9 protein-coding genes are annotated in these 13,702 nt (G+C 61.1%); 8 read left to right on the top strand and 1 reads right to left on the bottom strand.

All coding sequences use genetic code 11. The annotated features are described in order from the left end of the window. Positions 1–10: 10 nt before the first annotated feature. Complete coding sequence (locus tag HP062_RS18505; RefSeq protein WP_010467005.1) at positions 11–412, bottom strand: lysozyme inhibitor LprI family protein; 402 nt, start codon at positions 410–412, stop codon at positions 11–13. Positions 413–648: 236 nt separating this feature from the next. Between HP062_RS18505 and HP062_RS18500 the strand changes: the two genes are divergently transcribed. The 8 genes from HP062_RS18500 (at position 649) to HP062_RS18465 (ending at position 13,571) form a co-directional block, all read left to right on the top strand. After that, complete coding sequence (locus HP062_RS18500) at positions 649–1,626, top strand: dipeptidase (protein ID WP_007907542.1); 978 nt, start codon at positions 649–651, stop codon at positions 1,624–1,626. A gap of 79 nt (positions 1,627–1,705) precedes the next feature. Next, positions 1,706–2,236, top strand: coding sequence for a DUF5943 domain-containing protein (locus HP062_RS18495; protein WP_008033249.1), 531 nt, complete (start codon positions 1,706–1,708; stop codon positions 2,234–2,236). A gap of 15 nt (positions 2,237–2,251) precedes the next feature. Continuing rightward, positions 2,252–4,312 carry a dimethylglycine demethylation protein DgcA gene (dgcA, locus tag HP062_RS18490; RefSeq protein WP_172791854.1) on the top strand — a complete coding sequence of 687 codons (2,061 nt, stop codon included), beginning with the start codon at positions 2,252–2,254 and terminating at the stop codon, positions 4,310–4,312. Between the two features lie 111 nt (positions 4,313–4,423). Beyond that, positions 4,424–6,373, top strand: a complete 1,950-nt coding sequence (dgcB, locus tag HP062_RS18485; protein WP_172791853.1) for a dimethylglycine demethylation protein DgcB — start codon at positions 4,424–4,426, stop codon at positions 6,371–6,373. Continuing rightward, complete coding sequence (locus tag HP062_RS18480; protein WP_172791852.1) at positions 6,373–7,593, top strand: electron transfer flavoprotein subunit alpha/FixB family protein; 1,221 nt, start codon at positions 6,373–6,375, stop codon at positions 7,591–7,593. The genes dgcB and HP062_RS18480 overlap by 1 nt, the downstream gene beginning before the upstream one ends. Before the next feature lie 15 nt (positions 7,594–7,608). After that, positions 7,609–8,379, top strand: coding sequence for an electron transfer flavoprotein subunit beta (locus tag HP062_RS18475; RefSeq protein ID WP_172791851.1), 771 nt, complete (start codon positions 7,609–7,611; stop codon positions 8,377–8,379). A 145-nt stretch (positions 8,380–8,524) separates the two neighbouring features. Next, entirely contained in the window at positions 8,525–9,091 is a 567-nt protein-coding gene (locus HP062_RS18470) for a GNAT family N-acetyltransferase (protein WP_010467022.1), read from the top strand. A gap of 1,027 nt (positions 9,092–10,118) precedes the next feature. After that, entirely contained in the window at positions 10,119–13,571 is a 3,453-nt protein-coding gene (locus HP062_RS18465; protein ID WP_172791850.1) for a GMC family oxidoreductase N-terminal domain-containing protein, read from the top strand. The last annotated feature ends 131 nt before the right edge of the window (positions 13,572–13,702 follow it).

The raw sequence follows: 13,702 nt of genomic DNA, 5'->3' as shown, positions 1-13,702 counted from the left end.
ATTTATGTTTTCACTCCTGCCCAATCGACTCCAAAAACTCCGACCGCTCATCACTCATCCGCGCCACGCAATCATTCTGCGCAATGGTGAACGCCTTGCTGCCACTGGTCGCCGGAAACGCTTCCACCGCGCAATCCGCATCCCGGGTTTTCAGCCACTGCTGCTGCGCGGCCTTGAGCTTGGCGGTGATGTCGCTCAGTTGCGCCGGGTTCTTGCCGTAGGCCGTTTGCATGCGCTCGGTCAGGCTTTGGTAGTTGTCCTTGAGCAGGTCTTCGGCGGTGGTTCTGCTGAAGGCGGAGCATTCCAGGGTCTGGACGTCGTTTTCGACCTTGTCGCAGGGGTTGTCGTCGGCCTCTTCAGCTGCGTGTACGCCGGTCGCTATCAGTGCCAAAGCCAGGAAGATCGTTCTCATTGCGACGCAGCCCCTATTTTTCAGTGCCTATTCAGTAATGCAGCGGATTCTGGCCCAAGCAGCGGCCCTTGAACAGGTGGGCGATTGCGTCGATCAACGACCCTTTGTCGCGGATTGACGCTTTCGGCAAACCCCCTGTCGTTTTTGCACCCGGCTGCCCCGGTCCTCAGGCATATGCTGGCCCCAAAGCGCCGGCACACGATTCGGCGCATGAATCGCTAATAGGGGACAGCCTGATGAGCCCAGCCGAATTGCACGCCGACAGCATCGTTATCGACGGGCTGATTATTGCCAAGTGGAACCGTGAGCTGTTCGAAGACATGCGCAAGGGCGGTCTGACCGCGGCCAACTGCACCGTGTCGGTGTGGGAGGGCTTCCAGGCCACCGTCAACAACATCGCCGCCAGCCAGAAGCTGATCCGCGAGAACAGCGACCTGGTGATTCCGGTTCGCACTACCGCCGACATCCGTAAAGCGAAGGAGCAGGGCAAGACCGGCATCCTGTTCGGCTTCCAGAATGCTCACGCGTTTGAAGACCAGATCGGCTACGTCGAGGTCTTCAAGCAGCTCGGCGTCGGTATCGTGCAGATGTGCTACAACACCCAGAACCTGGTAGGGACTGGCTGCTACGAGCGCGATGGCGGCCTGTCGGGATTCGGTCGTGAAATCGTTGCCGAGATGAACCGCGTCGGGGTCATGTGCGACCTGTCCCACGTCGGCTCCAAGACGTCTGAAGAAGTCATTCTCGAATCGAAGAAACCGGTGTGCTACTCCCACTGCCTGCCGTCGGGCCTGAAAGTCCATCCGCGCAACAAGTCCGATGAAGAACTGAAGTTCATCGCCGATCACGGCGGTTTTGTCGGCGTGACCATGTTCGCGCCGTTCCTGGCCAAGGGCATCGATTCGACCATCGACGACTACGCCGAGGCCATCGAATACACCATGAACATCGTTGGTGAAGACGCCATCGGTATCGGCACCGACTTCACCCAGGGCCATGGCCAGGACTTCTTCGAGTACCTGACCCATGACAAGGGCTACGCCCGCCGCCTGACCAGCTTCGGCAAGATCATCAACCCGCTGGGCATCCGCACCGTCGGCGAGTTCCCGAACCTGACCGAAACCCTGCTCAAGCGCGGCCACTCCGAGCGTGTGGTGCGCAAGATCATGGGCGAGAACTGGGTCAACGTCTTGAAAGACGTTTGGGGCGAATAAGCCGCCGCATCTGAAGAACTCTTTCCCCCGGCCGTCCGCGCCGGGGGCAACACCCAAAATTTTCTGGAGTTAAGTTTCCATGGCCAAGATCGCCCCGCAATTGCCAATCGAAGTCGACAGCGAAACCGGTGTCTGGACCTCCGACGCCCTGCCAATGCTGTATGTGCCGCGTCACTTCTTCGTGAATAACCACATGGGCATCGAGGAAGTACTGGGCGCCGACGCCTACGCCGAAATCCTCTACAAGGCCGGCTACAAATCCGCCTGGCACTGGTGTGAAAAAGAAGCCGAATGCCACGGCCTGGAAGGCGTCGCGGTGTTCGAGCACTACATGAAGCGCCTGTCGCAGCGCGGCTGGGGCCTGTTCAAGATCCAGGACATCGACCTCGACAAGGGCACCGCCAGCGTCAAGCTCGAACACTCGGCGTTCGTCTACGTGTACGGCAAGGTCGGGCGCAAGGTCGACTACATGTTCACCGGTTGGTTTGCCGGGGCCATGGACCAGATTCTGCAAGCCCGTGGCAGCAAGATCCGCACTGTCGCCGAACAGGTTTACGGTGGCTCCGAAGAAGGCCACGACGACGGTTTGTTCACCGTCAAGCCGTTGTAAGTCGAGGAACCCGCCATGGCTTTCGAAGCAATGTTCCAGCCGATCCAGATCGGCAAACTGACCATCCGCAACCGCGTGCTCAGTACCGCGCACGCCGAGGTCTACGCGACCGACGGCGGCATGACCACCGACCGGTACGTCAAGTATTACGAAGAGAAAGCCAAGGGCGGGATCGGCCTGGCGATTTGCGGCGGTTCCTCCAGCGTGGCCATCGACAGCCCGCAAGGCTGGTGGAAGTCGGTCAACCTGGCCGACGACCGGATCATTCCGCACTTCCAGAACCTGGCCGATGCCATGCACAAGCATGGCGCCAAGATCATGATCCAGATTACCCACATGGGCCGTCGTTCCCGCTGGGATGGCGAGCATTGGCCAACTCTGCTGTCGCCGTCGGGCATCCGCGAGCCGGTGCACCGTGCGACTTGCAAAACCATCGAGCCGGAAGAAATCTGGCGGGTGATCGGCAACTACGCCAGCGCTGCGGCACGGGCCAAGGCCGGTGGCCTGGATGGCGTCGAGCTGTCCGCCGTGCACCAGCACATGATCGACCAGTTCTGGAGCCCGCGGGTCAACAAGCGTACCGACGAATGGGGCGGCAGCTTCGAGAACCGCATGCGTTTCGGCCTGGAAGTGATCAAGGCTGTGCGGGCTGAAGTCGGCCCGGATTTCTGCGTCGGCATCCGTCTATGCGGTGATGAGTTCCACCCGGACGGCTTGTCCCACGAAGACATGAAGCAGATCGCCAAGTACTACGACGACACCGGCATGATCGACTTCATTGGCGTGGTGGGTTCGGGTTGCGACACCCACAACACCCTGGCCAACGTTATCCCCAACATGAGTTATCCACCGGAGCCGTTCCTGCATCTGGCGGCCGGTATCAAGGAAGTGGTCAAGGCCCCGGTCCTGCACGCGCAGAACATCAAGGACCCGAACCAGGCGACCCGTATTCTGGAAGGCGGCTACGTGGACATGGTCGGCATGACCCGCGCCCACATCGCCGACCCGCACCTGATCGCCAAGATCAAAATGGGTCAGGTTGACCAGATCAAGCAATGCGTCGGCGCCAACTACTGCATCGACCGTCAGTATCAGGGCCTGGACGTGTTGTGCATCCAGAACGCCGCGACTTCCCGTGAATACATGGGCGTGCCGCACATCATCGAGAAATCGACCGGTGTGAAGCGCAAGGTTGTGGTGGTCGGTGCCGGTCCTGCCGGGATGGAAGCGGCGCGTGTGTCGGCCGAACGTGGCCACGACGTGACCCTGTTCGAGAAGAAAGAATTCATTGGCGGGCAGATCACTACCGCTTCGAAAGCCCCGCAACGGGACCAGATCGCCGGTATCACTCGCTGGTTCCAGCTGGAATTGGCGCGTCTGAAAGTCGACCTGCGCCTGGGCGTAGCGGCCGATGCGGCAACCATTCTCGACCTGCGTCCGGACGTGGTGGTGCTCGCCGTTGGCGGTCATCCGTTCCTGGAACAAAACGAACACTGGGGCGCGGCTGAAGGCATGGTGGTCAGCAGCTGGGACATCCTCGACGGCAAGGTCGCGCCGGGCAAGAACGTGTTGGTCTACGACACCATTTGCGAATTCACCGGCATGTCGACCGCCGACTTCCTCGCTGACAAAGGCAGCCAGGTCGAGATCGTTACTGACGACATCAAGCCGGGCGTGGCGATTGGCGGTACGTCGTTCCCGACGTACTACCGCAGCATGTACCCCAAAGAAGTGATCATGACCGGCGACATGATGCTGGAGAAGGTCTACCGCGAGGGCGACAAGCTAGTGGCGGTGCTGGAAAACGAATACACCGGCGCCAAAGAGGAGCGGGTGGTGGACCAGGTCGTCGTTGAAAACGGCGTGCGTCCGGACGAAGAGATCTACTACGCCATGAAGGAAGGCTCGCGCAACAAAGGCCAGATGGACATCGAAGCCCTGTTCGCGATCAAGCCGCAACCTTCGCTGAGCCAGGCGGGCGACGGCTACTTGCTGTTCCGCATCGGCGACTGCGTGGCGCAGCGCAATACACACGCCGCCATTTATGACGCACTCCGGCTCTGTAAGGATTTTTGACGGCTTAGCTGCAAGCCTTAAGCTGCAAGCTACAAGTAAAAGCTCATCCTCACCGCCGCTTTTTCTTGCAGCTTGTAGCTTGTAGCTTGCACCTCGCCAGAGGTGACTCTGATGTTGAACACCCTTCTTCCAATCCTGTTGTTCGCTGCCCTGGGCCTTGCCGTCCTCGGCGCGTTGCGGCGGGTGGCTATGTGGCGCCGGGGCCGTGCCTCCAAGGTCGACCTGATCGGCGGCCTGTTCGCCATGCCCAAGCGCTACATGGTCGATTTGCACCACGTCGTGGCGCGGGACAAATACATCGCCAACACCCACGTGGCCACGGCCGGTGGTGCGGTGGCGTCCATCGTGCTGGCGATTCTGGTGCACGGTTTCGGCCTGCATAACCGCATTCTCGGCTACGCGCTGCTGTTGATGACGGTGGTGATGTTCGTCGGTGCGATCTTCGTGTACCTGCGTCGTCGCAACCCACCGGCGCGCCTGTCCAAAGGGCCGTGGATGCGCCTGCCGAAAAGCCTGTTGGCGTTCTCGGCGAGCTTCTTCCTGTTGACCCTGCCGGTGGCCGGCATCCTCCCGGAAAACTTCGGCGGTTGGGTGGTGGCGGCGATCCTCGGCCTCGGTGTTTTGTGGGGTGTGAGTGAACTGTTCTTCGGCATGACCTGGGGCGGGCCGATGAAGCACGCCTTTGCCGGGGCCCTGCACCTGGCTTGGCACCGTCGCGCCGAACGCTTTGGCGGCGGCCGTTCCACCGGTTTGAAACCGCTCGACCTGAACGACCCGAGCGCACCGTTGGGCGTGGAAAAACCCAAGGATTTCACCTGGAACCAACTGCTCGGCTTCGACGCCTGCGTGCAGTGCGGTAAATGCGAAGCCGCGTGCCCCGCATTCGCCGCTGGCCAGCCGCTGAACCCGAAAAAACTGATTCAGGACATGGTCGTCGGCCTGGCCGGTGGCACCGACGCCAAGTTCGCTGGCAGCCCGTATCCGGGCAAGGCCATCGGCGAGCACGCCGGCAACCCGCATCAACCGATCATCAACGGTTTGGTGGACGCCGAGACCCTGTGGTCCTGCACCACGTGCCGGGCTTGTGTCGAGGAATGCCCGATGATGATCGAGCACGTCGACGCCATCGTCGACATGCGCCGCCATCTGACCCTGGAAAAAGGCGCCACTCCGAACAAGGGCGCCGAAGTCCTGGAAAACCTGATCGCCACCGATAACCCGGGCGGTTTCGCGCCGGGCGGGCGAATGAACTGGGCGGCGGATTTGAACCTCAACCTGATGAGCGAGAAGAAATCCGTCGACGTGCTGTTCTGGGTTGGCGACGGCGCCTTCGACATGCGCAACCAGCGCACCCTGCGCGCCTTCGTCAAAGTGCTGAAAGCGGCCAAGGTCGACTTCGCAGTGCTGGGGCTCGAAGAGCGCGACAGCGGTGACGTGGCCCGACGCCTGGGCGACGAAGCAACCTTCCAGTTGTTGGCCAAACGCAACATCCAGACCCTGGCCAAGTACAGCTTCAACCGCATCGTCACCTGCGACCCGCACAGTTTCCACGTGCTGAAAAACGAGTACGGCGCCTTCGACGGCAACTACCTCGTACAGCACCACAGCACTTACATGGCGGAGATCATTGGCGAAGGCGCCCTGAACCTTGGCCAGCACAAAGGCAGCAGCGTGACGTATCACGACCCGTGTTACCTCGGCCGCTACAACGGCGAATACGAGGCGCCGCGTGAAGTGCTGCGCGCCCTCGGCATTGAAGTCAAAGAGATGCAACGCTCCGGTTTCCGCTCGCGCTGCTGCGGCGGCGGTGGCGGGGCGCCGATCACCGACATTCCGGGCAAGCAACGGATCCCTGACATGCGCATGGACGACATCCGCGAAACCGGCGCCGAACTGGTGGCCGTGGGTTGCCCTCAATGCACCGCGATGCTCGAAGGCGTGGTCGAACCGCGTCCTCTGATCAAGGACATCGCCGAATTGGTGGCGGACGCGTTGCTCGAAGACGCGGCGCCGAGCAAGCCGACCAAACCGGCCCAACGTGAACCTGCGGAGGCCCACTGATGAGCGACATTATCCGCCGCGACCCCCGCGCCGAATGGATTGCCCGTAACCGCCTGCACCCGCTGCACGCGGCCATACAACCGGCGCAACACAGCTGGATGGGCCCTAACGGCGTCATCCGCAAGAACCTGCACGGCATCGGTTTTATCGGTCCCAACGGCATCAAGCGCATTGACCGCAGCGGCGCTCAGCAGGGCGGCGCGACCAAACGCTCGGCGGCCGTGGAAGTGCAATTGCCACTGCATCAAGTGCCTGCACCTGCGTTTTACATCAGTGTGGTGCCGGACATGGTCGGCGGCCGCTTGAGCAGCCACGACCGCGACTTGCTCGGTCTGGCTCATCAACTGGCCGGCAAGGAAGGCGCGGTGTTGGCCGTGGTTTTCGGCGAACACAAAGAAAACGCCTTCACTACCGCAGGCGTCGATCGCTTGCTGGTATTGGATGGCGATGAATTCAGCGGTTATGCACCGGAGCAACGGGTCCAGGGCCTGCGGGCTGTGGATAACCAGTTCAGTCCGCGTCACTGGCTGCTGCCGGACAGCCGCAGCGGTGGCGGTGAACTCGGTCGGCGCTTTGCCGCCGCACTGGGCGAACGCCCGGCCACGCGGGTCTGGCAGGTCAAGGATCAGGAATGCATCGGCCGCGCCGGTGCCGGTTTGCAGGACCTTGCGCGTCCGGTCGCACGCTTGATTCTGGCCGCTGCCGAGTGCGCAGAACCGGTCAGCGAAACCCGTCACGAAGCGTTGCCCGTGGAGTTATCCACAGCCGTCGCACGCAGCTTGTCGCGCATTGAAGATTTGGGCGCGGTGGCGGTGGATCCGGCGGCGATTCCGATGGCCGAAGCCGAATTCATCTTCTCCGGCGGCAACGGAGTCAAGGACTGGGGACTTTTCCACAGGACCGCTGAAGCCCTTGGCGCCACCGAAGGCGCGTCGCGGGTGGCGGTGGACGATGGCTTCATGGCGCGCGATCGCCAAGTCGGCGCGTCCGGTACCTGGGTCACCGCGCGGGTTTACGTGGCGGTGGGGATTTCCGGGGCGATCCAGCACCTGCAAGGCATTGGTGCCTGCGACAAGGTGGTGGCGATCAACCTCGACCCTGGCTGCGACATGATCAAACGAGCCGACCTGTCGGTGATCGGTGAGAGCGCCGAAATTCTTCAAGCCTTGATCGCGGCGGTAGAGGCTTACCGCAACGAAGCCAAGCGCGATGCGGCTTAAGGAAAGGAAAGGGTTATGAGCACGAAAATCATCAGCCTGGTGTCCATCGGCGCCCACCCGACCTCCGGCCGGCCACGTCGCGCGGAGCAGGATGCGCGGGCGGTGGAACTGGGTCTGCAACTGGCTGGGGATAACTTGCACGTGCTGCATGCCGGCGATGTCGCAGAGCCGGCGCTGCGCGCTTATCTGGGCATGGGCCTGGAACAACTGCATGTGCTCGAACAACCGCAAGGCGCCGATGCACTGCCGGCATTGACTGCGTACCTGCGCGTCGCCGGGGCGCAAGTGGTGCTGACCGGCAGCCAGGCGGAAACCGGCGAAGGCTCGGGCATGCTCCCGTTCCTGCTGGCGGAAAGCCTCGGCTGGCCGCTGGTGGTGGGGCTGGCTCAAGTGGAGTCCATCGACGGTAATTCAGCGCTGGTGCTGCAAGCCTTGCCTCGCGGTCAACGCCGTCGATTGAAAGTGCGGCTGCCGTTTCTCGCAACTGTGGATAACGCTGCACCGAAACCTCGGCAGAGCGCCTACGGCCCGGCCCGACGCGGGGTGTTGCAGGCCGATGAAGTCGAAGTGATCGACGATGAATTGTTGGCCGTCGCCACGCTGCAACCGGCCAAGCCACGCCCAAAACGTCTGAAGGTGATCAAGGCCAAGAGCGGCGCGGACCGGATGAAAGCTGCGACGGCCAAGGCCAGTGGCGGCGGTGGGCAAGTGCTCAAAGGCGTGACCGCGCAGGCCGGGGCTGAGGCGATTCTCAAGTTGCTGATCGAAGAAGGCGTCGTCCGCTAACCGAAAATCAGCACAGAACCCATGTGGGAGCGAGCCTGCTCGCGAAAGCGGTGGGTCATTCAACATCCTTGCGACTGATCAACCGCTTTCGCGAGCAGGCTCACTCCCACAGGGTGTCCGTGTCACCGACATTTATGGGGAAACAATGGCAGTAGAATTTCGTTCGGCAGTGCGCGCCGATGCGCGTGAGATTGCGCGTCTGTTTCAAATCACATCGGAGGGGGCTGCCGATTACATTTGGAGCCAACTCGCCCAGCCCGGTCAGGATCTGCTGGACGTCGGCGCCATTCGTTACGCCCGCGACGATGTGGATTTCTCCTGGCAGAACTGCCTTATCGCAGAGTCGGAGGGCCGGGTCATCGGCATGCTGCACAGTTACGTGATGCGTCACGATCCGCTGGCAGAGCCGACGACCGATCCGGTCCTGGCGCCCTACGCGAAGATGGAAATCCCCGACACCCTCTACATCTCCAGCCTGGCGTTGCATGAAGGCTGGCGCAACCTGGGCCTGGGCAAGCAATTCCTTGCCTACGCCTACGACCGTGCCAACCGGCTCGGGCTCAACGGCTTGAGCCTGATCGACTACGCCGCCAACACTGGCGCGCGTCGGTTCTATGAGCGTCATGGTTTCCGCATCGTCGACACCTGCCAGATCACGCCCCATCCGATGATTCGGGTCACGGGGGAGGCCTACCTGATGTATCGGCCATGAACATTAACCCGATGTTGCGCCAGAATCAGGTTGGCGTTTCCATCCCATACAGAAAACCCATGGTTACCCACAATCCCTGTTAGCGCTTCTGTGGATAACATGTTCGCCCTTCGCTACACACCATACAAAACAAGCCCTGCAAACCTTCGTACAAAAAACAACCAGGCTAACTTGCGGTTTTTACAGGCTTTTTCCAGAGGATAAGTTTGTCCGCTAGCCAATACTTGCCCCCAATCTCTGTTAGCGCATCTGTGGATAAGATGTTCGCTGTCCGCTACAGGCCTTATAAAATTGGCTTGTCAGGTAGATGGTTAAAAAACGATCAAATCAGCGGTTTTGCGCGACTAATCACCCGCAGAGCCCGATATATTGCGGTTTTCAGAGGTTTTCCACAGATCGGCGGAAGTTGCCCCCAAAGTCTGTTGGCGCTTCTGTGGATAAGGTGTTCGCCATCCGCTGCAAGCCACGTATAACGTGACCTGCAAGCTTTAGATCAAAAAACAACCAATCGCTGTAGAAAACCGGCCTTCTGGATAAGTCACGGTTTTTCTTCGGTTTCTGTGGAGAAAGATTCCCGCCTATCCACACTTGTCCCCATTAGCTGTGGGTGGAGGTGTGGATAACTTGTTCGCCAAACCCTGAAAGCCACGTCCCGCATAGGCTTGAATGGAATAGATCAGATTTCATACAGTTCTAAGCCCTTGGCTTGACTTCGATCGGTCGCCTGTCTTCACTCACAGGTCACAAGGACCGCCGTCATTTATCCACATCTGGTTCAGGGAGAACGCGTGATGGATAGCCAGCCCGCCCCCATTTTCTTCGCAACGTGCGTGCCCCTCCCGGCGGTCTTGTTGCGCAAACGCATTCACCGCCGCGCCGCCAATCAGCGCGCTCGCCTATAGCGCCCGACCTTTCGTAGTGACACCCGCGTGCTGCCGTTGAGTTCACTCAGTGGCCAGGTACTCGTTCGCCCATCGATTGCAGGCAACCGCAGAGTTGCCCTATCTGCCTGATAGAGGAAAGTCCCATGACACGGATCGCAACGCCCATCAGCGACATCAAGGAACATTACGACGTGATCGTCATCGGCTCGGGTTACGGCGGCGGGATCGCGGCGTCGCGCCTGTCCCGCGCCGGCAAGCGGGTCTGCCTGCTGGAACGGGGGCGGGAGATACAACCCGGCGAATACCCGAACACGATGCTGGCAGCCACCGAGGAATTGCAGGTGCACGACCCGGACGGCCACATCGGTTCGCGCACCGGGTTGTTCGATCTGCACGTCAACGCCCAGCAGAACGTGGTGGTCGGTTGCGGCCTGGGCGGTACGTCGCTGATCAACGCCAACGTCGCCCTCGAACCGGAGCCCGGTGTGTTCGACGATCCGCGTTGGCCATTGGCGGTGCGCGAACATCGCGACACCTTGCTCAAGGACGGTTACGCCCGGGCGCGGGAAATGCTCAAGCCCAATCCGTATCCCAGCACTTCACCGGTGTTGCCGAAACTCGAAGCCAACAAGAAGTCGGCGGACTACCTCAAGCAAGGCGCGCATTTTTACCGGCCGCCGATCAACGTGACCTTCGACAAACTGCCGAACAACCTCAACCATGTCGGTGTTGAGCAACTGCCTTGCAACCATTGCGGCGACTGCGTCTCGGGCTGTAACAACAAGGCCAAGAACACCACGCTGATGAATTATCTGCCGGACGCCTGGAACCACGGCGCGGAGATTTTCTGCCAGGCGCAAGTGCGGCATCTGGAACGCGACGGCGATGGCTGGATCGTGCACTTCCAGTATCTGGACAGTGGCCGCGAGAAGTTCTCGGCGCCGACGCTGTTCGTCAAAGCCGACATCGTCGTGGTGTCTGCCGGCACCCTCGGTTCCACCGAAATCCTCCTGCGCTCCCGGGACAAAGGCCTGTCGATGTCCGGCCAGCTCGGCGAGAACATGAGCGGCAACGGCGACATCCTCGGCTTCGGTCACAATTGCGCACAACCGATCAATGGCATCGGTTTCGGCGCGCATCCGGCGAAGGAATTGCAGCCAGTCGGCCCGTGCATCACCTCGGTCATCGACATGCGCACCGAAGGCGACTGGCGTAGCCGCATGGTCATCGAAGAAGGATCGATCCCCGGTGCCCTCGGTCGGCCGATGGTGCCGAGCATGGCCGGGTTCGCCGAGCTGATCGGTCAGCCCACCGACGACAGTTTTACCGGCAAGTTGAAGTACAAGGAACGCGAAGCCGAAAGCTTCCTCCGTGGCCCGTATTACGGCGCGCTGCACAACATGCAGACGTACCTGATCATGAGCCACGACGACGGCAAGGGCCGGATGGTGCTGGACAGCAAGGATCAGCTGCGCATCGATTGGCCGGGCGTTGGCGAGCAGGAAAACGTCAAGATCGGCAATGAACGGCTGCACCTGAGCACCAAGGCGCTGGGCGGCATTTGGGTCGAGAACCCGATCTGGACCAAATTGCTCAAGCACAGCATCGTCTCGGTACACCCCCTGGGCGGTTGCGTCATGGGCGAGGACGCGGGGCAGGGCGTGGTCAACCACAAGGGCCAGGTGTTCAGCGGCGCCAGCGGGACTGACGTGTATGCCGGTTTGTACGTGACCGACGGCGCGGTAATTCCGACGTCCCTGGCGGTCAATCCGTTGCTGACGATTTCCGCGGTGAGCGAACGCAACATGGGCCTGCTGGCCGCCGATCGCGGCTGGCAGATCGACTACACGCTGCCTTCGGCCCCACGCAAACAAGTGGCGCCGCCAACGCTCGGCGTGCAATTCACCGAAACCATGAAAGGCTACTTTTCCCGGGCCTTCACCGCAGCCCAAAGTACTGACCTGAAGGTCTACGATGCGGCGGCCAAACGCGGCGAGGCAGATAACTCGCCCATCGATTTCACCCTGACCATCACCGCCGCCGACCTCAATCGCATGATCAAGGAGCCGGAGCATGCCGCGACGCTGGTCGGTACGGTCAACGCCCCGAGCCTGTCGCCGCAGCCGCTGACCGCCAGCAACGGCATGTTCAACCTGTTCGAGCAGTATCAGCAGCAGGTCGGCGTACGCCACATGAAGTACGACATGAAACTGACCGCCGAGGACGGCAGCGACTTTTACTTCAGCGCCTTCAAAACCGTGCCCGAGGACAACGGCGTGCTGAACATCTGGCACGACACCAGCACCCTCTACGTGACGCTGTATCGCGGGCTGGACAAGACCGGCGAGGTGATCGGCAGCGGGGTGATGCACATCCATCCGACCGACTTTGCCAAGCAAATGACCACCATGAAGGTGCTCAACGCCCGCAACGAACGCGAACGCATCGAAGGCCTGGCGCGGTTCGGCAAGTTCTTCGCCGGGATTCTCTGGGAGAGCTATGGCGGCGTGTTCGCCGGCGACATCTACTTCAATCCCGACGCACCGCCACGGCTCAGACGACCCCTGGATGCGCCGTCGCCGGTGGTGCATTTCTTCCAGACCGAAGACAACGTCGAATTGCGCCTGACCCGTTATCAGGGCGGCAGCAAAGGGCCGGTGATGCTGGTGCACGGGTTGGGCGTAGGCTCGAATATTTTCTCCACCGACACCATCCAGACCAACCTGCTGGAGTACTTGTGCAAGCACGAGTACGACGTCTGGCTCCTGGATTTGCGGGTGAGCATACTGCTGCCGGCGAGCAAGAAGGAATGGAACGGCGACCAGATCGCCCAGTACGACTTCAAGGCGGCCATCGCGCAGATCCGCCAGGCAACCGAGGCGGCGGACGTGCAGTGCGTGGTGCATTGCTACGGCGCGACGACCTTCTTCATGTCGTTGCTGGCCGGGCTTCAGGGCGTGCGCTCGGTGATCTGCTCGCAGATCGCGGCGGATACGGTGGTCGCCACGGCAACCGGGCTCAAGGCCGGTTTGCACCTGCCGGGCATGCTCGACGCCATCGGCATCAAATCCCTCACGGCGTATGCCGACAACAAGGAGAACTGGTTCAACAAGCTCTACGACAAGGCGCTCAACGGCTACGCCCGGATCGAGGCCCAAGGCTACTGCACCAACCCGGTGTGCCATCGCATCACCTTCATGTACGCGTCGTTGTATCGCCACGACACCCTCAACGAAACCCTGCACGACAACCTGCACGAATTGTTTGGCGAGTCGAACATGCACACCTTCGAGCACCTGGCGCTGATCGTGCGCAAAGGCCATCTGGTGGACTTCAAGGGTGACGACGTCTACATGCCGCACTTCGACCGGCTGAGCATGCCGATCTGCTTTATCAGCGGCGCGGACAACCAGTGCTACCTGCCGGAAAGCACGCTCAAGACTTATGACCGCGTGTGCAAGGTCCATGGGCCGGAGCGTTACAGCCGGCATGTGGTGCCGGGGTACGGTCATATCGATTGCATGTTCGGCAAGGACGCGGTGGTCGATGTGTACCCGATCATCCTGCAACACCTCGAGAAAACCGCCCTCGGCTAATACCGCCGGTGGCTGGAGATTTGTCGCACAACCTGTGGGAGCGAGCCTGCTCGCGAAAGCGGCGGCACAGTCAACATTGACGTTGCCTGATACAACGCTTTCGCGAGCAGGCTCGCTCCCACAGTGGACGG

It is taken from the genome of Pseudomonas sp. B14-6, from assembly GCF_013260315.1.
GTDB lineage: Bacteria > Pseudomonadota > Gammaproteobacteria > Pseudomonadales > Pseudomonadaceae > Aquipseudomonas > Aquipseudomonas mandelii.
Note: the sequence above shows the minus strand (reverse complement) of the source record. Positions and strands in the feature narration are given on the sequence as shown.